The sequence below is a fragment of the Sphingomonas sp. PP-CE-3A-406 genome (assembly GCF_003688625.1).
In the GTDB taxonomy this organism is placed as follows: Bacteria; Pseudomonadota; Alphaproteobacteria; order Sphingomonadales; family Sphingomonadaceae; genus Sphingomonas.
Genome location: NZ_RCWY01000001.1, coordinates 493,194 through 513,590 on the forward strand (window position 1 = coordinate 493,194; position 20,397 = coordinate 513,590).

Genomic DNA, 20,397 nt, shown 5'->3' on the forward strand with positions numbered 1-20,397 from the left:
TCATATCCGGTTGCGGGTCATCGTGGCGAGCTGGCCCTCCCCTGCCAACTCGGGTGCCGATGCCCCTTGGTCGAGCGCGTCCAGCGCCTTGGCGTCGAAGGTCATGGTGACGATTGTACCGCCACCGGGCCGATCGGAAAAGCCGATCGTACCACAATGCTCCTCGATGATCTTCTTGACGATGGCAAGCCCGAGCCCCGTCCCCCGGGCCCGGGTCGTCACATAGGGTTCCATGATCCGGTCGCGATCCGGCGGCAGACCGATGCCGGTATCCGCCACCGCGATGCTGACGCTGCGGCCTGGATCCTGGCTGAGCGTCATGGTGACCGAGCCACCGGATTCGCCACGCGCTTCGACGGCTTCCACCGCGTTCTTGACGATGTTGGTGAGCGCCTGACCGATCTGACGACGGTCGCAAACCAGCGCCAGACCCGGGTCGTCGTTGACCAAATGGAAGCCGATCGCGGGGTGCGCCACCTCGTGCAGAAACAGCGCCTGCCGCGCGGCATCGACCAGCGATTCCTCGCGGAACACGGGCTTGGGCATCCGCGCGAACGAGGAGAACTCGTCGACCATCCGGCGGAGATCGCCGACTTGGCGGATGATCGTGTCGGTCAGCCGCGAGAACGTACCGTCCTGCATCTCGGCCTTGGCACCGTAGCGACGCTGAAGGCGTTCGGCGGCAAGCTGGATCGGCGTCAGCGGGTTCTTGATCTCGTGCGCGATCCGTCGCGCGACATCGGACCATGCCGCGCGACGCTGATCAAGCAACTGCTGCGTGATGTCGTCGAACGTCAGGATTGGGCCGGTGGTCGGTCGCGCGATCCGCACGGCAAGCGTCCGCATGTCGCCTGCCGGGCCGACTTCGACGATCGCCTCCCGGTCGCCGCTGTCGAGCATCGCATCGAGTTCGGGTGCGACATCGACGAGTCGGCGGCCGACCAGGCTATCCGTCCCGACGACCGTCGCCAGCAAACCCGTGGCGGAATCGTTCGCGATCGTGATCGTCCGGTCGCGGCTCGTCGCAACGACGCCGGCGGAGACGCCCGCCATCACCGCCTCGATCAAGGCACGACGATTTTCGAGTTGACCGTTTGCGGTGACGAGTTCGGTATTCTGTTCTTCCAGACGCCCCGTCATCTGGTTGAATGCGTTGGCCAGCGTGCCGACCTCGTCGCGACTGCGCGGGTCCGGCACGCGCGCGGTCAGGTCGCCCTCGGCCACCCGGCGCGCCGCATCGACCAGTTCGCCGACCGGCCGCACCAGACGATCCGCCACCGCCAGCGCGATCCAGACCGCCACGCCGACGATCAGCAGCGAAATCAGCAACAACGCCGCGTTGAACCGCAGTTGCAAGCTGCGGGCCCGTGCGAGCAGCGATCGGTAACTGGTCAGCACCTCGTTCGCGCGTGTGGTCTGCTCGGAAAGTGATTTGGTATCCTCGACGCGGCCCGCATAGAGGAACAGCTCATCCGACCCCGGCAGCATCGTGATCGTCTGGATGCGATCGCCGGTGACCGCGACGACCGCGCTCTTGCCCGATCGCAGTTCGGCGATCGCCGAGGGGGTGACCCGACGCGTAAAGTCGATCTCGTACGGATTGACGATCGCCAGCGTCTGGATGCCCCGCTGCGGCGACAGCTTGAACAGCGCGGCTTCCGAGAGACTCCGATAATAGACCTGCTGGAGGAACCAGCCGGAAAAGTCCGGGCTTTGGAGCGAGCGCTCGCGGAGATAGGCGGACATGTCGCTCGCCATCGTCACGGTTGCTTCCTGCCAGCGATTGAGCTGGCGGGCGTAGGACGACTGGGCGAGGCCGGTCGCATTCTCGAGCATCCCGCGTGCCTGATCGGAATACCAGAACTGCACGCCGTACTGGAACAGCAGCGACGCGAAGATCGTGACGAGCAGCATCGGCACCGCGGCGACGATCGAGAACAGGGCGACGAGCCGGACGTGGAGACGCCCCCCGCCGCCGACCGGCGACCGCGCGGCGCGGCGCATCGCGACACGGCGGCCGAGCAACATCAGGAGCGCGATACCGGGGACGAGATTCGCGACCAGCAGCAACGCGACGAGCGGGGGAGCAAGAAGACGCTGCGGCGCGTCCGTCCCAGTGATCGTAAAGTAGCTCGCGACGCCGATCGCGACCGCCACGGCCACGACCAGCCCCTCGATCGCGGGCGTCACGGCAAACCGGGTCGGAAGCCCGTCTTCATCCATAGGTAGCGCCGCGGAAGCGATCATCGATGCCCCGATACAACGTCAACCGTTGCCTTTAAACCACATAATGACTGGAAGATTGCCGTTTCGGTGCAATCAGGCGACCGATTCACCGCCGAGATCGATCCCCAGCGTGTCGAGCCGCTTGCGGAGCGTGTTCCGATTGATCCCCAGCGCACGGGCGGCGCGGAGCTGATTCTGCCCGTGGCGCGCGAGCATCACCTCGATCAACGGCCGTTCGACTTCGCCGATCACGCGGTCGTACAGGGTGCCATCGTCAAGGGCAGCGGGATCCTGGCGTGCGATCCGCTCGATCATCGCGCGGACCGCCTGCGCGATGTCGATATCGGGCGCCTCGCTCGCATCGACCTGCGTGCCGAGCATCGTCCGGATCGCCTCGGCGTCGATCACTTCGTCGCGGGCGAGAACGGCGAGACGGCGCATGAGATTTTCGAGTTCGCGCACGTTGCCGGGCCATGCATGCGCACCGAGCACCGTGATTGCGTCGGTAGCGAGCTGGCGGCGCGGCAACCCCTGGATCGCGGCGTGATCGAGGAAGTGGCGCGCGAGCAAGGCGATGTCCTGCCGGCGCTCGCGTAGCGCGGGCAGCGCGATCGGCACGACGTTCAGACGGTAGAACAGGTCTTCGCGGAACTGGCCGGTCGCGACCTGCGCGGACAAGTCGCGATTGGTGGCGGCGACGATGCGAACGTCGACGCGGATCGTCCGCGCGCCACCGACGCTGGTGAACTCGCCCGACTGGAGCACGCGGAGGAGGCGAGTCTGCGCTTCCATCGGCATGTCGCCGATCTCGTCGAGGAACAGCGTGCCACCCGACGCCTGCTCGAACCGACCCGCATTACGCGTTGCCGCGCCGGTGAAGGCGCCGCGTTCGTGCCCGAACAGCTCGGCCTCGATCAGTTCGCGCGGGATCGCCGCCATGTTGATCGCTACGAACGGGGCTGCGCTGCGAGGGCCCAGATCATGGATTGCGCGTGCGACGAGTTCCTTGCCGGTGCCCGATTCGCCCGAGATCAGCACGGTCAGGTCATTCGAAACGACGCGCGCGATGATCCGGTACACGTCCTGCATCGCCGCCGAGCGCCCGATCAACGGGAGCGCGCGGTCCTCGTCGTGGAGCGCGTCCTCCGACACCATGCCGCCGCGCGCGAGTGCGCCCGTTACGGCGCTGGTCAGCACGTCGAGGTCGAACGGCTTGGGGAGGTACTCGTACGCGCCGACCTCGGCCGCGCGGACCGCGGTGGTCAGCGTGTTCTGCGCCGACAGGACGATGATCGGCAGCAGCGGAAAGCGCGCGGCGACGCTGCGTACGTGATCGATGCCGTCGCCGTCGGGGAGGATGACGTCGGTGATGAGGACGTCGGGCAGAGACAGGGCGAGCGCGCGTTCGAGTTGCGCCAGGCTGTCGGCGACGGTGACGTCATGGCCGGCGCGACGGAGGGCCTGCGCGACGACGGTGCGGATCGCGGCGTCGTCATCGACGACGAGGACGGTGCTCATGATGCCGCTCTCGGAAGTAACAGGCGGAGGACGGTCATTTCCGGCGTACCTTCCCGGGCGTATTGGACGATGCCGCCCATGTCTCGAGTGAGCTTGTCGACGAGCGCGAGACCGAGCCCCTGCCCTTCGCGACGACCCGACACGAACGGATCGAACAGGTGGTCGGCAATGTCGACCGGCGCGCCGGGGCCGTTGTCGAAGATGCAGATCTCAATCGGCAGCGGCACGCGCGGCTTGCCCGGCGCGGCGCTGACGGTGATGCCGTGGCGGTAAGCGGTCGTCATCACGAGCCGCGGTTCGCGTTCGTTTCTAACGGCTTCGCGCGCGTTCTTGAGTAGGTTTATGACGATCTGGAGCAGGGCATCGCGGTTGATCTGCGCCGGCGGGAGCGAGGGATCGAAGCGTTCCTCGATCGCAATGCCGCGCGCGAACCCTGCTAGCGCGAGCCGGCGTGCGTGGCCGAGCAGCGGATAGATATTCTCGCTGGCGAGCGGCAGCGGCCGCGTGTCGCTGAAGTCCTGCATGCGGTCGATCAACGCGGCGATGCGATCGACCTCGGTGACGATCAGCGTGGTGAGTTCGCCTGCGCCGAGCAACTGCGCGGCACCGCGGATGCCCGATAGCGGGTTCTTGATCTCGTGGGCGAGCATCGCGGCCGCGCCGACTGCCGCTCTCGCCCCGGCAGCACGATCTGCTGAATGCCCCAGTCGCCGAGACGTCGCCGCGGCGTGGAGCGTGATAGCTCGCCAACCGGGATAGTCGGCGATCTGCGTCTCGGCGAAATCGACGCGGATCTTCACGCCGCGTGCGGTCGATATCTCGGTGTCGTATACGGCCAGCCCGTGCCCGTCGCGGTTACGCGGGTCGTCGGGCGGCGGTATGATCGCATCGAGCGGTTGGCCGATCATCAACCGCTCGGACAGGTTCAGCAATTGCTCGGCGAGTGCGTTGGCATGCGCGACGCGGTGGCCTGGATCGACGACGACGACCGCGACTGGGAGTGCTGCGAACAACTCCGCAAAGCCTGGCCGCACCCTGGATTGGGTGTCAGGCCGCTGCAAGTTCGCGCCAGGGAGCGTAGAACTCGGCCAGCATCGCCTTGACCTGCTTGGGATCAGGGACTTGGTTGACCTTGTTGCGGAACTCCGCCGAACCGGGCAGCCCCTTGGTGTACCAGCCGATATGTTTCCGCGCCATGTTGACGCCGGTCTCGATCCCGTAGTGTTCGAGCATCGCCTCGTAATGGCCTGCGATCGCGTCATATTGCTCGGTGATCGACGGATCCTCGATGCGTCGACCGGTGGCGAACCACTCCATCACCTGACCGAGCACCCAGGGGCGGCCATAGGAACCCCGGCCGATCATCAGGCCATCCGCGCCGGACTGATCCATCGCGGCTTCGGCGTCCTCGATGGTGCAGATGTCGCCGTTGACGATCACAGGGACCGTGACCGCGTCCTTGACCTTGCGGACGAAGCCCCAGTCGGCGCTGCCCTTGTACATCTGGTTACGCGTGCGGCCGTGGACGGTGATCAGCTTGATGCCGAGGTCTTCGGCGATGCGCGCGAGATCGGGCGCGTTGAGGCTGTCGTGGCACCAGCCCATACGCATCTTGAGCGTCACCGGGACGTCGACCGCCTTGACCGTTGCCTCGATGATCGCGCTGGCGAGCTTGGTGTCGCGCATCAGCGCCGAGCCCGCGTCGCCGTTGACGACCTTGCGCACCGGGCAGCCCATGTTGATGTCGATGATCGCCGCGCCGCGATCCTGGCTAAGCTTGGCCGCCTCGCCCATCTCGTACGGCGTGCAGCCGATCAGCTGCATCGATACCGGTTCCTCGAGCCGATCCCACGCGGCCTTCTGCAACGACTGGCGTGTTTCGCGGATCGCCGCCTGGCTCGCCACCATCTCGGTGACGTTGAGGCCCGAGCCATAGCGTCGCACCAGCGTACGGAACGGCATGTCGGTGACGCCGGTCATCGGTGCGAGCACGACGGGGCTTTCGATCCGGACGGGACCGATCTGGATAGGGGCAAGATTACGCATGGATTTGCCTGAAAAAGAGGCATCCCCCTACCCTGCCCCGCCGATTCAGGCAAGGCTGGCTAGCGCACGGGCGACGCGCTAGGTGGCAGACATGGCATCAGCACAGCGTATCGTCGCGATCATCGTCGCCGCCGGAACTGGCGCGCGCGCGGGTGGATCGGTTCCCAAGCAGTTCGCGCTGATCGCTGGTCAGCCGATGATCGCCTATTCGCACGACGCGTTCGTGACGCATCCGGCGATCGCCGAAACGATCGTTGTCATTGCAAACGGGCAGCAGGCCTTGGCAATCGCAGCGCTGGAAGACGCGTCGATCGTGGTGGGCGGACTGACCCGGCGCGAGTCGGTCACCAACGGCCTAGCAGCGGTCGGCGATGCGACGCACGTATTGATCCACGACGCCGCCCGCCCCTTCCTGTCGCATGCGGTCATCGATTCGCTCGTTGCCGCCTTGAAGACTCGGGATGCGGCCGTTCCGGTGCTGCCGGTGACCGATACGCTGGCGCGCGGCAGCGTCCTGCTGGGCGACATCGTACCCCGCGCGGACCTCAACCGGGTGCAGACTCCGCAGGCGTTTGCGTTGGAGGCGCTGCGCGCCGCGCATGCCGTCTGGCCCGCGGACGAAGAAGCGACCGACGACGCGCAGATGGTGCGACGGCTTGGCGTCGGCGTCGCGTTGGTGCAGGGCTCGGCGATGCTCGAGAAAGTCACCCACCCCGAAGATTTCGCGGCCGCCGAAGCGCGTGTCGCCTACGAGACCCGCACCGCGATGGGCTTCGATGTCCATCGGCTCGAAACCGGCGAAGAGCTCTGGCTCGGCGGCATCCTGATCCCGCACGACAAGGGGCTGTCGGGGCATAGCGACGCCGACGTCGCGCTGCATGCGCTGACCGACGCGTTGCTGGGCACGATCGCGGCGGGCGATATCGGCACGCATTTCCCGCCGAGCGACCCGCAATGGAAGGGCGCCGACTCCGCGCAATTCCTCCAGCACGCCGCCAAGCTGATCGCCGACAAGCGCGGCCGGATCGATTTCGTCGACCTGACAATCATGTGCGAGGCGCCAAAGATCGGCCCGCACCGCGCGGCGATGACCGCGCGGATCGCAGATTTGCTCGGGCTGGCGCTCGACCGGGTCAGCGTCAAGGCGACGACGACCGAACGGCTCGGCTTCACCGGGCGCGGTGAGGGTATTGCCGCGCAGGCGGTCGCGACCATTCGCTTGCCCGGATCGTCGCTTTGAAGATCGTCGCCGCGCTTGCCGCGGTCGCGCTGCTTGCCAGCCCGGCCGTCGCGCAACAGCGCTGCATCACCGGGCCTGAGGCCGAATCGCTGACGCTCGTCGCGATGCCCGACATTCTCCGCGAGACCGGGCGCGTCTGCGCGGCACAGCTTCCTGCCGCCAGCCTCATCCGGTCGCAGTCGAGCGCGCTGATCGACCGCTATCAGGTCGAGTCCGACCGCGCCTGGCCGGCGGCGCGCGCGGCGATCGTCAAGCTCAGCGATCCTGCCGTGGATGCGATGCTCGATTCGGAGTTTGCGCGGCCGCTGCTGACGACGTTGCTGGTGCCGCAGATCGTCGGGCGGATCGCGACGCGTGATTGCGGGACGATCGACCGGATGGTGACGCTGCTCCAGCCCTTGCCACCGCGCAACACCGCGGGCATCGTCGTCGAGACGTTGCGGTACCTCAAATCCCAGAAGTCGCGCAGCGGTGATATCGCCGCGGTGGCGATGCTGCTCTGCCCGGTGGAGACTCGCTGATGGATACGATCCTTCCCGCCGAACTGGTCGACGCCGCGCGTAAAGTGGTCGAGCAGAACCGCGCGATCGGCCGCCGGGTGGCAGTCGCCGAAAGCTGCACCGGCGGACTTGTCGCCGCCGCTTTGACCGAGATTCCCGGGTCCTCGGACGTGTTCGAGGTTGGTTTCGTCACCTATTCGAACGCCGCCAAGCTCGGCGTGCTGAAGATCAGTTCGGACGTGCTCGAAACCTTCGGCGCGGTTTCGATCGCGGTCGCGTGGAGCATGGCGCAGGCCGCGCTCAAGCAGTCGGGCGCAGATATCGCGGTGGCTATCACTGGCGTCGCCGGGCCCGGGGGTGGTTCGCTCAAGAAGCCGGTCGGCACGGTGGTGTTTGGTCGCGCCGAAAAGGGCCGTGACCCATCCGACGTTCACGCCGATCGCAAGGACTTCGGCGATCTCGGTCGTGGCGGGATCCGGCTTCAGGCCGCGTTGTGCGCGCTCGAACTCTTGCTGCCGGACGCTGCGGCCCCGTAAAGCTCGGCGGCGCGGGTTTCGAACGCGCCGATCATCTTTCGCAGTGCAGCGCCGAACACCTGCCCGGCGATCATCTCGAACATCCGGTTCTTGAACGCGAAGTCGACGGTGAAGTCGACCGCGCAACCCTGCGGCTCGGGTCGGAAATGCCATTCGTTGCGCAGATACTTGAGCGGGCCGTCAACGTAATCGACGTTGAGTTCGCTGGGCCGGACCTTCTGCACGCGCGACGTGAACGTCTCGCGCAGGCCCTTAAAGCCGACAATCATGTCGGCGAGCGTCTCCGTATCGCTGTTCGAGCGCACCCGCATCGCGCTGACCCAGGGCAGGAATTCAGCATAGCGACCGACATCGGCGACTAGGTCGAACATCTGCTCCGGCGTGTAGGGCAAATGGCGCGTTTCCGAATGCTTCGGCATCAGATGCGCGCGACGCCCAGCTTGGCGTCACGGTTCGCGCGCAACCGGTCGAAATCATCGCCCGCGTGATAGCTCGACCGCGTCAGCGGCGACGATGCGACCAGCAGGAAGCCCTTGGCGCGTGCGATCGAGGCATAGGCGTCGAACGCCTTGGGCGGCACGAACTCGGCGACCTTGGCATGACGCGGCGTGGGCTGGAGATACTGGCCCATCGTCAGGAAATCGATATCGGCGCAGCGCATGTCGTCCATCACCTGATGGATCTCCAGACGCTCCTCGCCAAGCCCGAGCATCACGCCCGACTTGGTGAAAATCGATGGATCATGCTTCTTCACGCTCTCCAGCAGCCGCAGGGACGCATAGTAACGCGCACCCGGGCGGATCGTTGGATACAGCCGCGGGACGGTTTCGAGATTGTGGTTGTAGACGTCGGGGCGTGCCTCGACAATCGACTCGATTGCTGCCTGCGCCTTGTTGCGAAAGTCGGGCGTGAGGATTTCGATCGTCGTCGTCGGGTTCGACGCACGAATGGCCTGGATCACCTTCACGAACTGCGACGCGCCACCGTCCGGAAGATCGTCGCGATCGACTGAGGTGATGACGATGTGGTTGAGCCCCATCTGCGCGGCCGCATCGGCGACGTTCTGCGGCTCCATGCGGTCGACGGCACGTGGCATGCCGGTCTTGACGTTGCAGAACGCGCACGCCCGCGTGCAGGTGTCGCCGAGGATCATGACCGTCGCGTGCTTCTTCGACCAGCATTCGCCGATGTTCGGGCACGCCGCCTCTTCGCACACAGTCGTGAGGCTTTTGGAGCGCATCAGCTCTCGCGTCTTTGCGAAGCCAGCGGAGGTCGGCGCCTTGACGCGGATCCAGTCGGGCTTGCGCGCACGGACCGGCGCAGCCATCGGGGTCATGTCGTTCATGCACGCCAGATAGCCCCGCCCTGCCTTCGAGACAATGGCGGCGGACACCGTCAGCGGGTTGGAACCATCGGACGAACCGGATAAAATCATGGAACCAGTTTCAACATGACAAGTTTTTCATGTTGCATCGCAAACTGATATGGAAGGCTAACCGTGCCAACTCACTTTCCGGAAATGATCGAAGGCTATCACCGCTTCAAGGACGGCCCCTGGGAGGCGCAGCGCGAGCGCTGGAAGGAACTGCAGGAAGGCCAGAGCCCGAAGGTGATGATCATCGCGTGTTCCGACAGCCGCGTCGAACCCGCGCAGATCTTCGACACGCTCCCCGGCGAGGTGTTCGTCGTCCGCAACGTCGCCAATCTGGTCCCGCCCTACGAGACCGGTGGCGGCCATCACGGCGTGTCGGCGGCCATCGAGTTCGCCGTTACGCAGCTGAAGGTCGAAGAGATCGTCGTGATGGGCCATGAGAAGTGCGGCGGCTGCAAGGCCGCGCTGACGCAGGCCTTTGCCGACGCGGACCATGGCGCTGGCGGCTTCGTGTCTGACTGGGTGAGCTTGCTCGACGGCGCGCGCGAGAAGGTCATCGCCAAGTATGGCGACAGCGATCAGGCGGGCCGTGAGATGGAACTCGAGTCCGTTCGAACCTCGATCGCCAATCTGCGCACCTTCCCGTTCGTCAGAAGGGCCGAGGCCGCCGGCACGCTGGCGCTCCGCGGTGCCTATTTCGGCATCGACAAGGGCCAGATGCTGCTGCTCAACGCGGACGACGAGTTCATCCAGGCCGATGCACCAGAGGCCAAATCCGCGAAAGCCTGACGCGTCAGCGAAGGCCTAACGCCTTCTCCGCCACGCGCTTGACCTTCGGGTCGAGCGGTGGCGGCACCATCGAAACCCCCGCTTCGAGGCGGTCCGCGATCAGCGTCAGCGCGGCGATTCGGGCCGCCTTCTTGTCGTTGCCGTCGATCACCGTCCAGGGCGCGGTCGCGGTGTCGGTGCGCGCGAACATCTCGGCCATCGCCTCCAGATAGTCTTCACGGCGCGACCGGTTGTGGAAATCGTCGAGCCCGGTCTTCCAGTGCTTCCACGGATCGTCGAGCCGCGCCTTCAATCGCCGGTCCTGCTCCTTCTGCGTGGTGTGGATGAACAGCTTGATGAGGGTAGTACCGCTCTCGACCTGCTGTGCCTCGAACGCGTTGATCTCGTCATAGCCGTGGCGCCATTCGGTCTCGCTGGCGAACCCCTCAACACGCTCGACCAGCATGCGGCCGTACCAGCTGCGATCGAACACCGCGATGTTGCCGTTGGCGGGCAGACGGTTCCAGAAGCGCCAGAGAAAATGATGTGCCTTCTCGTCCGCGGTCGGCGCCGAGATCGGCCAGACCTTGTAGTTGCGCGGGTCCCATTCGGCGGAGAGACGCTGGATGATGCCGCCCTTGCCCGCGGCGTCCCAGCCCTCGAACATCACGATCGCGCTTTTGCCCGCGACGATGTGCGCGACCTGGATGTGCTCGAGGCGCTTTTGCAGCGCGGTAAGGTCGTGCTTGTACTTGCCATCGTACTCGTCGCCGGCTTCGTAGTCGGCCAGGTGTATCGTCATGCATCACGCTCCGTCGCAAGGGTCGGGATCTGAACGTTCCAGGCGCCGCGACGACGCAGGACGAACCAATAATAGGCGATTGACAGCAGGATCTGTGCGGCCGTCATGATTAGGCCGGGGCGGCCCTCCTCGAGATCGAGCCAGCTCGTCCAGCAGACATAGCCGAGCGCGAGCAGCGTTACGACCGGAGCGAGTGGGTAGAGCGGCATCTGGTAGGGTGCGTGGGCGGTTCTGCCGGTACGCCTGCCAACCATCGCCGCGACGCAGATGCCCGCGTAGATCGCGACAAGGCCGGTGCCGCTGAGCACGAGCAGCAACTGGAGCGGCAGGAAGCACGCGACGCTCCCGAACCCGCCGACCAGCAGCGTGCCCACCCAGGGCGAGCCGAACTTCGGGTGAACCTGCGTCATCCAGCGATCGAGCGGACGCCCCCAGCTTCCGTCGCGCGCAGTGCCGTAGAAGAAGCGCGCGCAGGCTAAGATGCAGGCGATCACCGCGTTGACGATCGCGACGACCACGCCGATCGAGATCCAGTTTGCCGTCGTGGTGCCGCTGCGGAGGGTGACGAGAAGGCCGAACGGGTCGTTGGCGGTGAGCGTGGCGTGAAGGTCCGGTGCGCCGACCAGGACCGCGACGATCGGGATGCCTTCGAACAACAGCGTTAGCGCGAGCGAGGCCAGGATCGCGCGCGCGATCAGTCGGGGGGCGTCGAGCATCTCCTCGCCGAAGTAGACCGCGGCGCCGTAGCCGTTGAGCGCGAAGATCGCGATCGAGGTGGCGAGGCCGATCGAGGCGGCGGACGCGGGGACGAGAGTGGCCCCTTGCGGCATCACCGGGTGGAGCAGCAGGTCGCCGAACGGGCGGACGGTATCGGCGAACCCGAGCCAGACGACCGCGCCGATCGCCAGCATCTCGACGAGCAGGAAGAGCCCGGTGAGCCAGGCGTTGACGCGGATCTGAAGGATCGCGACGAGCGTCGACCCTGCGACCACGGCGATCGCGATGGGGATCTGCGGCAGGCCGGGGACCAGCGTGCCGAGCACCGCGCTGACGCCCAGGCCTGCGACCGGGGGGAAGAGCAGGTTGTTGAAGACGTTGACGCCGAGCATGACGAACCCCGCCATCGGCCCGAGCGTATGCGCGACCGCAACGTACTCGCCGCCCGCGACCGGCCATGCGGAGGAGAGCTCCGCATAGACGAATGCGGTCGCGACGCAGACGAGTCCGGCGATCAGCGTCGCCCAGACTGCGCCAGTGCCGGCGATCTGAAGCATGCCGGGGACGATGACGAACACCGACGATGCGGGGGTCGCGACGGAGAGGGTGAGGAACAGGACGCCGGTGACGCCGAGACTGCGCACGAGGCTTGGCGCCGGTGTCATCTGATCATCGCGCATGCCAACCCCTTACTGTGTAGGGGTATTTGCATGGTCAAGGGGGTGGGTAAAGCGTGGGACGTCTTTCCCTCGCCCCTTCGGGGAGAGGGAGGGGCCCGCCCGCCCTTGCGGGTGGGAGGGTAAGGGGACGTTGGCGCAAACCAACCTCCTCTTACCCTCCCGTCGCCAAGGGGCTCCTCCTTCCCTCTCCCCGTAGGGGCGAGGGACAGAGGGAAGTTACCCAGCGCTCGGCGCGACCACCTTCGTCGCGTCCTTCGGACCATCCACCGTCAACCGGATGTTGAGTTCCTTCAACTGCTTGGCGCTGACCGGGCTCGGCGCGCCCATCATCAGGTCCTCGGCCTTCTGGTTCATCGGGAACAGCACGACCTCGCGGATGTTCGGTTCGCCCGCGAGCAACATCACCATCCGGTCGATCCCCGGCGCCGAGCCGCCATGCGGCGGTGCACCGACCTTGAACGCGTTGATCATGCCCGCGAAGTTCGTGTCGACGTCGGATTGCGTGTAGCCGGCGATCTCGAACGCCTTGTACATGATCTCCGGACGATGGTTCCGGATCGCGCCCGACGACAGCTCGACGCCATTGCAGACGATATCGTACTGATAGGCGAGGATATCGAGCGGATCCTTGTTTTCCAGCGCGTCCATCTCGCCCTGCGGCATCGAGAATGGGTTGTGGCTGAAGTCGACCTTCTTCGCGTCCTCGTCATATTCGAACATCGGGAAGTCGACGATCCAGCAGAACTCGAACCGGTTCTCGTCGATCAGGCCGAGGTCGGCGCCGATCCGCGCACGCGCGGCGCCGGCGAGCTTCGAGGCGGGCAGTTCCTTGCCTGCCGCGAAGAAGATGCCGTCGTTCGGGCCAAGGCCCATCTCGGCGATCAACTTCCGGGTGGCTTCCTCGCCGTGGTTCTTCGCGATCGGGCCGCCGAGCTCGCCGTTCTTCTGCGTGATGTAACCCAGCCCAGCATGCCCTTCGGCGCGCGCCCAGTCGTTCATGTCGGTGAAGAATTTTCGGCTCTTGTCGGCGGTGTTCGGCGCGGGGATCGCGCGGACCACGTCACCGCCGGCGACGATCCCCGCGAACAGGCCGAAGCCCGAATCGACGAAGTGATGGCCGACGTCGTGGATCAGGATCGGGTTGCGCAGGTCGGGCTTGTCGCTGCCGTATTTCAGCATCGATTCGCGGTAGGGGATGCGCTTGAACGGGAGCGCGGAGACCTGACGGCCCCCCTTTGCTCCAGAATGGCCCTGCCAGTCTGCAAATTCCTCGAATACGCCGTGCAGGACGGGCTCGATCGCATTGAACACGTCGTCCTGCGTGACGAAGCTCATCTCGAAATCGAGTTGGTAGAACTCGCCCGGCGAGCGATCGGCGCGTGCGTCCTCGTCGCGGAAGCAAGGTGCGATCTGGAAATAACGGTCGAAGCCCGCAACCATCAGCAGCTGCTTGAACATCTGCGGCGCCTGCGGGAGCGCATAGAACTTGCCCGGATGGACGCGGCTCGGCACCAGGTAATCGCGCGCGCCCTCGGGCGACGATGCGGTCAGGATCGGCGTCTGAAATTCGGTGAACCCCTGCGAATTCATGCGGTTGCGCAGCGACGTGATCACCTGGCTGCGAAGCATGATGTTGGCGTGGAGCCGCTCGCGACGCAGATCGAGATACCGATAGCGCAGGCGGATATCCTCGGGATACTCGGCCTCGCCCGCGACCGGCATCGGCAGCTCGCCGGCCATCGACTGGACGGTGGCCGCGGTCGCGCGGATCTCGATCCCGCCGGTCGGCAGGTTCGGGTTGACGGCTTCCGGTGCACGCGCGGTGACCTTGCCGGTGATCGTAACGACGCTTTCGCTCTTCAGACCCTCGATGACCTTGAAGACCGGGCCGCTGACGTCGGTGACGATCTGCGTGATGCCGTAATGATCGCGCAGATCGATGAAGACGAGGTCGCCGTGATCGCGCTTCTTGTGGACCCAGCCGGAGACGCGGACCTCTTCGCCGACCTGTTCGGGGCGGAGGGCGGCGCAGTTGTGGGTGCGATAGGCGTGCATGATGGGTCTTCTCGGACGATAAACAGGTACCTCGCGCTTTCCTTCATCACCCGCCTTTGTCAACCTCGGCGACCCTCGCTATGGAAACCTCATGCATATCCACCCGCTTATCTCCGACAGCGCCACGCTCGCCAATCTGTGCGCGCGCATGGCCGACGCCGACTATGTGTGCGTCGACACCGAATTCATGCGCGAGAGCACCTATTACCCGGAACTCTGCCTGATTCAGATCGCCGACGACAAGGAAGCCGCCGCGATCGACCCAATGGCCCCGGGGATCGACCTGAAGCCGCTGCTCGACCTGCTCGTCGAGAATCACGACGTGCTGAAGGTCGTCCATGCCGGCGGGCAGGACATCGAGATCGTCTACAACCTGACCGGCAAGACCCCCTTCCCGCTGTTCGACACGCAGGTCGCGGCGATGGCGCTCGGACAGGGCGAGCAGATCGGCTATTCGAACCTCGTCGACAGCTGGCTCGGGATCGCGGTCGACAAGGGTGCTAGGTTTACCGACTGGGCGCGCAGGCCGCTCGATGCGCGGCAGATCGAATATGCGATCGGCGACGTCACGCATCTTTCGAAGATCTTCCCGAAGATGCTGGAGCGGTTGCGCAAGACCGGGCGCGGTGTGTGGCTCGATCAGGAGATGGAGCGGCTCGGGGATACGGCGAATTATGCGAACGATCCCGATCTGGCGTGGAAGCGCGTGCGGATCTCGGGGCGCAAGCCGGAGGTGCTGGGCCGTCTGAAGGCACTCGCGCGCTGGCGTGAACTGGAGGCGCAGGCGAAGGATTTGCCGCGCGGGCGGATCGTCAAGGACGAGACGCTCGGCGACATGGCGGGCCATCCGCCGAAGAAGCAGGCGGACTTGGCGCGGGTGCGTGGGTTGTCGGCGACCTGGGCCGGCAACGACATCGGCGGCCGTTTGATGGCAGCGATCGAGGGGGCGCAACCGCTTGGCGACGATGAACTGCCGCCACGCGACGATCGCAAGCCTGGGCTTGGCAAGGAGGGTTCGCTGGTCGCGGATCTCCTCAAGCTGCTGCTCAAGATCCGCTCGCGAGACATTGATGTGGCGTCGAAATTGCTCGCTCGGACCGATGAGCTCGAAGCGCTGGCTGCGGGTGTGCGGACCGGGCTGCCGATGCTCGAAGGCTGGCGGTTCGATCAGTTCGGCCGCGATGCGCTCGATCTGGTCGAGGGACGGCTAGCGTTTGCAGTGATCGGCGGGAAGCTGAAGATGACCCGTACGGAGGATGCCGCATGAGGATCGTTCTGGCTGCGGCACTGCTTGCCTCGGCGGCGTGCACGCCGGTCGAGATGCGCGGCGAGACGCCTTCCGCTTCGCCGGTTGCTGCGGCGTGCAATCCAGCGTCGCTCGGCGATCTCGTGGGCAAGCGCGCTAGCGATGCTCGGGCGGACGTCATGCAGACCCGGTCGGGTGCGCACACGCTCCGCTGGATCGCGCCGAATACCGCGGTGACGATGGATTTCCGCGCCGATCGCCTGAACGTTTATGTGGACGCCAAGGGCCGGATCGAACGCTTTACTTGCGCCTAAACTCGCTCGCTTAAATCCTCCCCCTGCGGGGGAGGATTTAGGCAAGAGCCACTAAAGGTTTGCGTCCCAGGGCGGCGGCTAGCGCTGCGTGGCGACGCTCTACTGCCTCGCCGTATAGGCCGCGATCGTCCGGACGCAGCGTCAGCGTGAGCGATACGCCGTCGTCGGCGAGACGCGAGCGCTTCAATGGCCCGGCTAGGCCCCCGCTCATCCTCTGGCCTAGCCTCATCGCCATGCCCCAGACCGTAGCACTCTTCAGCGCGGCCGGGGTCGCCAGTCGCCCTACGGGGTCTGCCGCCGCCAGATCGCCGCCTAGGCTCGTGTAGAGCGCCTGCGCCAGCATTCCGCGACCCGGTGCGTCGATCGCGACCCAGTTGCCGTGCAGCGCGACCTCGACGCCGCGTTCGGCACGGAACTCGGGGTTGGCGCGCCAACCTACGTCGGCCAGCAGGCATGCCGTGTGACGGATGCGGGCCATCGCGGGTGGCTCGGTGGTGAACAGCGGTGCAATCCAGCGGTCGAGGAGATCGCCGTGCTCGGGGAAGCGGCCGAGCAGGCGACCCTCTTCGCGGGCGGCGACGATCAGCGGATCGAGCGTTCGGTCTGCGGGCTTCAGGTCTTCGTAGAGAAGGCCTTCGCGCAAGCCATAGGCGGATACGATCGTCGTCCGGCTGCCGAGCTGGCGCATCAGCACGCCGAGCAATGCCGCGGCGTCGGCGAGCGTTGCCGTGCGGCCCGACGACAGCCCCGGAATTGCTTTCAGGCGCGGCTTGGAAAGCTGCGGGATCGTCCGACTGAGCCGGGTGATCGTCGCTGCGGTCATCGAATATTGGTGGATGATGGGCAGCGGATAGTCCGACAGTTCCATGTCGAGCCGTGCCAGCGCGCGCCACGATCCGCCGACGAGATAGAGCGGAAGCCCCTGCCCCTTAGCAGTCCAGCCGGCCTCGCGGACTAGTCGCGCCACGTAGCGGGCGAGCACCTTGCCGCGCTTGGCCCGGATCGGGCCGATGCGGAGGACGCCGAGCGGGAACGAGACGCGTTCCTCGATCTTGCCGCGGCGGACGCGGACGAGTTCGAGACTGCCGCCACCGAGATCGCCGACGATGCCATCCGCTTCGGGGATAGCGGACAGCACACCGTAGCCGGCCGCGCTGGCTTCCTGCTCGCCCGACAGCGTTTCGACGGTTAGACCAAGTTGTTCAGCCGCGGCAATGAGTTCGCCGCCGTTCTTCGCATCGCGTACCGCCGCGGTCGCGACCGTGCGGAGCGTCGAGCATTCCATTTCCTTCGCCACCGCAGCGAACCGCGCCAGCGCGACGCGTGCCGTCTTCAGCGCGGACTTCTCGATCGCGCCGGTAGCGGCGAGCCCACGCCCGAGCCCCGCCAACACCTTCTCATTGAACCGGATCGCGGGGAGCCGCGGCGGCCCCTGGTAGACCACCAGACGGATCGAGTTCGAGCCGATATCGATGATTCCCGTACGCGGATGATCGTCGGTCTCGGCCTTGGGCGGGGAATTACCGAACAGGATATTGGTGACGCTCATCGTTTTCGACGGAGCGATAGCGTCGGCACGGCATTGCTGGTCGCGAGCGAAGCGCCGCGGCCGGAGAGCGAAGGATTCGTCATGAAATACCGATGCAGGTTGAACGGGCGGTCGCCGGGATCGACGCGACTGTATTCGCCGTCGGGGCCTAGCTCCCAACTCTGCTCGTTGTCGATCAGGTTCGCGACCATGACTTGATCGAGGATCTGATCGTGGACGGTCGGGTTGAGGATCGGCAGCATATATTCGACGCGGCGGTCGAAGTTGCGCGGCATCCAGTCGGCAGACGAGATGAACAGCTTCGCACCGTCGTTGGGGAGCGCCTTGCCATTGCCGAACGCCCAGATACGGCTGTGTTCGAGGAACCGGCCGATCACGGATTTTACGCGGATCGTCTCCGACAACCCAGGCACGCCGGGGCGCAGGCAGCAGATGCCGCGGATGATGAGATCGATCTCCACCCCTGCCCCGCTCGCCTCGTACAGCTTCTCGATCACCGCGGGGTCGACCAGCGAGTTCATCTTCGCCCAGACGCCCGCGGGCTTGCCGGCGCGCGCGTTGGCGATCTCGACGTCGATCAGGTTCATCAGGTTCTGGCGAAGGTCACGCGGGCTCAGGCTGACACGCGCCATGTCGGTCGGTTCGACATAGCCGGTGATGTAGTTGAACATCTGCGCCGCATCGCGCCCGACCGCGGCGTCGGCGGTGAAGAAGCTCAGATCGGTGTAGATCTTTGCGGTGACCGGGTGATAATTGCCCGTGCCGAAATGGCAGTAGGTGCGGAATGCCTGGCCTTCGCGGCGGACCACCAGCGATACCTTCGCGTGCGTCTTCCAGTCGATGAAACCGTAGACGACTTGCACGCCAGCGCGCTCGAGGGCGGAGGCCCAGACCATGTTCTGCTCTTCGTCGAACCGCGCCTTCAGCTCGACGACCGCGGTGACGGACTTGCCCGCCTCGGCGGCGGTAATCAGTGCGTTGATGACCGCTGGCTGCTTGCCGGCGCGGTAGAGCGTCTGCTTGATCGCGACGACATCGGGGTCGTTCGCCGCCTGTTTGAGGAAGGCGAGCACCACTTCGAACGTCTCGTAAGGGTGGTGAACGACGATGTCCTTGGCCTTGATCGCCGCAAAGCAATCGCCGCCGAATTCGCGGATTCGTTCGGGGAAGCGCGGCGTAAAGGGCGGGAATTTCAAGTCGGGGCGATCCTCGTCGACCAGCCCATCGAGGTCGACGATGCCAAGCAGGTTACCACTCTCGGTGATGATAGCGTCCGCACCACCGAGCTCATCCTTGAGCACAGCCGCCAGCACGTCGGGAATACCGGTTTCGAGTTCGAGGCGGATCACGCGGCCGCGGCGGCGGCGCTTGATCGCGTTGGCGAAGTAGCGGACGAGATCCTCGGCTTCCTCCTCGATCTCCATGTCGCTGTCGCGCAGGACGCGGAAGCTGGCGGCGGCGAGGACTTCGTAGCCCGGGAACAGGACCGGCGCGAACCGCTTCAGGATCGATTCGATCGAGATGTAGCGTGCGGGCTCGCCAGGCAGGCGGACGAAGCGCGTCATCGTGTGAGGGAGCATGACCAGTTCGCGGACCGGCTCGTTATCCGAACGGCGGACAAGGTCGAAGATCACCGACAGGCCGCGGTTCGGGATGAACGGGAACGGATGTGCGGGGTCGAGCGCCTGCGGTGTCAGGATCGGGAAGATCTGATCGCGGAAATGCGTTTCGAGCCACTCGTCGGCCTCGCCCTCGACCGCCTCGCGCCGCAGCACGAACAGCCCTGCTTCGTCGAGCAGCACGCGCAGGTCGCCCCATACCGCTTGCTGGCTGGCCATCAGTTCGTCGGCCTCGCGGACGATCGCCGTCAGCTGCTGGCCCGCGGTGAGGCCGTCCGCCGAGCGTCGGTCGACGTCCTGCGTCTGCTGTCCCTTCAGACCGGCGACGCGGACCATGAAGAACTCGTCGAGGTTCGACCCCGATATCGACAGGAAGCGGAGCCGCTCGAGCAGCGGATGCGCGGGGTTGCAAGCCTCCTCCAGCACACGCCGGTTGAACGCGAGCCAGGACAGCTCGCGGTTGAAAAACCGGTCGTTCGGCTCTGCGCCGATGGGATCGTCGTCGTCTTCCGATTGGCGGACGATATGGGCTGGACGGTTCATCGGGCCTCTTGGGGGCTTATGGTGGCGTGAAGAGCGGGAGGTCGAGAGCGAGTTGCGGCCGGAGGATCAGCCCGGCCTCGGTGAGTGTGGTTCGTGCAAGAGGAATGGACAAGCGCTTGCGACGTTCCATCGCCTCCTGATCCAGCGCATCGACGGTTCGCGTTACGGTAATATGACTGCGCTCGATTCGGGTCGCGAGCCAGTCGATCAGATCGGGGCGGGCATCGAGGCTGCGGCGCTCGAACAAATGCGCCAGCAGCAGTCGCATGAGCTCGTCGTCGGGCGCGCCGATCGCCGCGATCGGGCTGGCGGCGAGGCGCGAGCGCAGGTCTGGAAGCTTTACCTTCCATTCGGGCGGCGCGGCGTCGGCGACGATCAGCAGCGGCCTGTGCTCCTCCTGCGCGCGGTTCCAGGCGTGGAACAGCTGCGCCTCGGGCACGCGCTCGGCATCGTCGATGATCGTGCCGCCGCTCTTTGCCGCGAAGATCCGCGCGAGCAGGCTGCGACCCGATTTGCGCGGTCCAGTGAGGATGGCAGTCATGACGGGCCAGGTACCCGTATGCTCCAGCGTGTGGACGGCCCGCGAGTTGGAAGGGGTAACCAGGAAGGCGTCGTCGCGAGGGTCCGCCGGCCACCCGAGTGGCAGCGCAATTTGAGTCATCTTGG

The 20,397-nt window shown here is 65.7% G+C and carries 18 protein-coding genes; 6 read left to right on the forward strand and 12 right to left on the reverse strand.

The window, feature by feature from the left end:
* The 4 genes from C8J44_RS02005 to dusB all read right to left on the reverse strand — a co-directional run bounded on the left by C8J44_RS02005 (nucleotide 1) and on the right by dusB (nucleotide 5,790).
* Nucleotides 1-2,247 (reverse strand): ATP-binding protein, encoded by a 2,247-nt coding sequence (locus C8J44_RS02005; protein ID WP_082470723.1) that lies wholly within the window; start codon nucleotides 2,245-2,247, stop codon nucleotides 1-3.
* Between the two features lie 72 nt (nucleotides 2,248-2,319).
* The gene (gene ntrC, locus C8J44_RS02010) at nucleotides 2,320-3,744 is read right to left on the reverse strand and encodes a nitrogen regulation protein NR(I) (RefSeq protein ID WP_121903163.1); all 1,425 of its coding nucleotides are present in this window, start codon (nucleotides 3,742-3,744) and stop codon (nucleotides 2,320-2,322) included.
* Nucleotides 3,741-4,757, reverse strand: a complete 1,017-nt coding sequence (locus tag C8J44_RS02015; RefSeq protein ID WP_259466666.1) for a nitrogen regulation protein NR(II) — start codon at nucleotides 4,755-4,757, stop codon at nucleotides 3,741-3,743. The genes ntrC and C8J44_RS02015 overlap by 4 nt, the downstream gene beginning before the upstream one ends.
* A 34-nt stretch (nucleotides 4,758-4,791) precedes the next feature.
* Nucleotides 4,792-5,790 (reverse strand): tRNA dihydrouridine synthase DusB, encoded by a 999-nt coding sequence (gene dusB, locus C8J44_RS02020; RefSeq protein WP_121903165.1) that lies wholly within the window; start codon nucleotides 5,788-5,790, stop codon nucleotides 4,792-4,794.
* 91 nt (nucleotides 5,791-5,881) lie between these two features.
* On the opposite strand from dusB, the gene C8J44_RS02025 reads away from it, so the two are divergent.
* Genes C8J44_RS02025 through C8J44_RS02035 form a run of 3 tightly spaced genes read left to right on the forward strand, consistent with a single transcriptional unit; the run spans nucleotide 5,882 to nucleotide 8,066 of the window.
* Nucleotides 5,882-7,030, forward strand: a complete 1,149-nt coding sequence (locus tag C8J44_RS02025; protein WP_121903166.1) for a bifunctional 2-C-methyl-D-erythritol 4-phosphate cytidylyltransferase/2-C-methyl-D-erythritol 2,4-cyclodiphosphate synthase — start codon at nucleotides 5,882-5,884, stop codon at nucleotides 7,028-7,030.
* Nucleotides 7,027-7,551 (forward strand): hypothetical protein, encoded by a 525-nt coding sequence (locus tag C8J44_RS02030; RefSeq protein ID WP_183128674.1) that lies wholly within the window; start codon nucleotides 7,027-7,029, stop codon nucleotides 7,549-7,551. Before C8J44_RS02025 ends, C8J44_RS02030 begins: the two co-directional genes overlap by 4 nt.
* A complete protein-coding gene (locus tag C8J44_RS02035) occupies nucleotides 7,551-8,066 on the forward strand; it encodes a CinA family protein (protein ID WP_121903167.1) in 516 nt (171 codons plus the stop codon). Before C8J44_RS02030 ends, C8J44_RS02035 begins: the two co-directional genes overlap by 1 nt.
* Here C8J44_RS02035 and C8J44_RS02040 read toward each other — a convergent pair.
* Together C8J44_RS02040 and lipA are read right to left on the reverse strand one after the other, a co-directional pair.
* Nucleotides 8,012-8,485 carry a type II toxin-antitoxin system RatA family toxin gene (locus tag C8J44_RS02040; RefSeq protein ID WP_121903168.1) on the reverse strand — a complete coding sequence of 158 codons (474 nt, stop codon included), beginning with the start codon at nucleotides 8,483-8,485 and terminating at the stop codon, nucleotides 8,012-8,014. The two genes, C8J44_RS02035 and C8J44_RS02040, sit on opposite strands and share 55 nt — an antisense overlap.
* Nucleotides 8,485-9,411, reverse strand: coding sequence for a lipoyl synthase (gene lipA, locus C8J44_RS02045; protein ID WP_121903169.1), 927 nt, complete (start codon nucleotides 9,409-9,411; stop codon nucleotides 8,485-8,487). The genes C8J44_RS02040 and lipA overlap by 1 nt, the downstream gene beginning before the upstream one ends.
* 174 nt (nucleotides 9,412-9,585) lie before the next feature.
* On the opposite strand from lipA, the gene C8J44_RS02050 reads away from it, so the two are divergent.
* Nucleotides 9,586-10,227: a carbonic anhydrase gene (locus C8J44_RS02050; RefSeq protein WP_056048883.1), complete on the forward strand. Its 642-nt coding sequence runs from the start codon at nucleotides 9,586-9,588 to the stop codon at nucleotides 10,225-10,227.
* Between the two features lie 4 nt (nucleotides 10,228-10,231).
* Here C8J44_RS02050 and C8J44_RS02055 read toward each other — a convergent pair whose 3' ends face one another.
* The 3 genes from C8J44_RS02055 to aspS all read right to left on the reverse strand — a co-directional run bounded on the left by C8J44_RS02055 (nucleotide 10,232) and on the right by aspS (nucleotide 14,460).
* A complete protein-coding gene (locus tag C8J44_RS02055; protein WP_121903170.1) occupies nucleotides 10,232-11,008 on the reverse strand; it encodes a polyphosphate kinase 2 family protein in 777 nt (258 codons plus the stop codon).
* Nucleotides 11,005-12,405 (reverse strand): APC family permease, encoded by a 1,401-nt coding sequence (locus C8J44_RS02060; RefSeq protein WP_121903171.1) that lies wholly within the window; start codon nucleotides 12,403-12,405, stop codon nucleotides 11,005-11,007. The genes C8J44_RS02055 and C8J44_RS02060 overlap by 4 nt, the downstream gene beginning before the upstream one ends.
* 216 nt (nucleotides 12,406-12,621) lie before the next feature.
* Entirely contained in the window at nucleotides 12,622-14,460 is a 1,839-nt protein-coding gene (gene aspS, locus C8J44_RS02065; RefSeq protein ID WP_183128675.1) for an aspartate--tRNA ligase, read from the reverse strand.
* A gap of 91 nt (nucleotides 14,461-14,551) precedes the next feature.
* Between aspS and rnd the strand changes: the two genes are divergently transcribed.
* Nucleotides 14,552-15,727, forward strand: coding sequence for a ribonuclease D (rnd, locus tag C8J44_RS02070; RefSeq protein WP_120300231.1), 1,176 nt, complete (start codon nucleotides 14,552-14,554; stop codon nucleotides 15,725-15,727).
* Complete coding sequence (locus C8J44_RS02075; RefSeq protein ID WP_121903172.1) at nucleotides 15,724-16,020, forward strand: I78 family peptidase inhibitor; 297 nt, start codon at nucleotides 15,724-15,726, stop codon at nucleotides 16,018-16,020. The genes rnd and C8J44_RS02075 overlap by 4 nt, the downstream gene beginning before the upstream one ends.
* Nucleotides 16,021-16,057: 37 nt before the next feature.
* Here the strand turns inward: C8J44_RS02075 and C8J44_RS02080 are convergent, their stop codons facing one another.
* Genes C8J44_RS02080 through C8J44_RS02090 form a run of 3 tightly spaced genes read right to left on the reverse strand, consistent with a single transcriptional unit; the run spans nucleotide 16,058 to nucleotide 20,392 of the window.
* Nucleotides 16,058-17,569, reverse strand: coding sequence for a Ppx/GppA family phosphatase (locus tag C8J44_RS02080; protein ID WP_121903173.1), 1,512 nt, complete (start codon nucleotides 17,567-17,569; stop codon nucleotides 16,058-16,060).
* Nucleotides 17,566-19,731 carry an RNA degradosome polyphosphate kinase gene (locus tag C8J44_RS02085; protein WP_056481892.1) on the reverse strand — a complete coding sequence of 722 codons (2,166 nt, stop codon included), beginning with the start codon at nucleotides 19,729-19,731 and terminating at the stop codon, nucleotides 17,566-17,568. The genes C8J44_RS02080 and C8J44_RS02085 overlap by 4 nt, the downstream gene beginning before the upstream one ends.
* Before the next feature lie 16 nt (nucleotides 19,732-19,747).
* Nucleotides 19,748-20,392 carry an HdaA/DnaA family protein gene (locus C8J44_RS02090; RefSeq protein WP_121903784.1) on the reverse strand — a complete coding sequence of 215 codons (645 nt, stop codon included), beginning with the start codon at nucleotides 20,390-20,392 and terminating at the stop codon, nucleotides 19,748-19,750.
* Nucleotides 20,393-20,397: the final 5 nt, after the last annotated feature.

Excerpts from the sequence above, each read along its gene's own strand:
- C8J44_RS02005 (WP_082470723.1), bottom strand. The coding sequence starts at position 2,247 with ATGATCGCTTCCGCGGCGCTACCTATGGATGAAGACGGGCTTCCGACC.
- ntrC (WP_121903163.1), bottom strand. The coding sequence starts at position 3,744 with ATGAGCACCGTCCTCGTCGTCGATGACGACGCCGCGATCCGCACCGTC.
- dusB (WP_121903165.1), bottom strand. The coding sequence starts at position 5,790 with ATGCGTAATCTTGCCCCTATCCAGATCGGTCCCGTCCGGATCGAAAGC.
- C8J44_RS02025 (WP_121903166.1), top strand. The coding sequence starts at position 5,882 with ATGGCATCAGCACAGCGTATCGTCGCGATCATCGTCGCCGCCGGAACT.
- C8J44_RS02035 (WP_121903167.1), top strand. The coding sequence starts at position 7,551 with ATGGATACGATCCTTCCCGCCGAACTGGTCGACGCCGCGCGTAAAGTG.
- C8J44_RS02040 (WP_121903168.1), bottom strand. The coding sequence starts at position 8,485 with ATGCCGAAGCATTCGGAAACGCGCCATTTGCCCTACACGCCGGAGCAG.
- lipA (WP_121903169.1), bottom strand. The coding sequence starts at position 9,411 with ATGAACGACATGACCCCGATGGCTGCGCCGGTCCGTGCGCGCAAGCCC.
- C8J44_RS02050 (WP_056048883.1), top strand. The coding sequence starts at position 9,586 with ATGATCGAAGGCTATCACCGCTTCAAGGACGGCCCCTGGGAGGCGCAG.
- C8J44_RS02055 (WP_121903170.1), bottom strand. The coding sequence starts at position 11,008 with ATGACGATACACCTGGCCGACTACGAAGCCGGCGACGAGTACGATGGC.
- C8J44_RS02060 (WP_121903171.1), bottom strand. The coding sequence starts at position 12,405 with ATGCGCGATGATCAGATGACACCGGCGCCAAGCCTCGTGCGCAGTCTC.
- aspS (WP_183128675.1), bottom strand. The coding sequence starts at position 14,460 with ATGCACGCCTATCGCACCCACAACTGCGCCGCCCTCCGCCCCGAACAG.
- rnd (WP_120300231.1), top strand. The coding sequence starts at position 14,552 with ATGCATATCCACCCGCTTATCTCCGACAGCGCCACGCTCGCCAATCTG.
- C8J44_RS02075 (WP_121903172.1), top strand. The coding sequence starts at position 15,724 with ATGAGGATCGTTCTGGCTGCGGCACTGCTTGCCTCGGCGGCGTGCACG.
- C8J44_RS02080 (WP_121903173.1), bottom strand. The coding sequence starts at position 17,569 with ATGAGCGTCACCAATATCCTGTTCGGTAATTCCCCGCCCAAGGCCGAG.
- C8J44_RS02085 (WP_056481892.1), bottom strand. The coding sequence starts at position 19,731 with ATGAACCGTCCAGCCCATATCGTCCGCCAATCGGAAGACGACGACGAT.
- C8J44_RS02090 (WP_121903784.1), bottom strand. The coding sequence starts at position 20,392 with ATGACTCAAATTGCGCTGCCACTCGGGTGGCCGGCGGACCCTCGCGAC.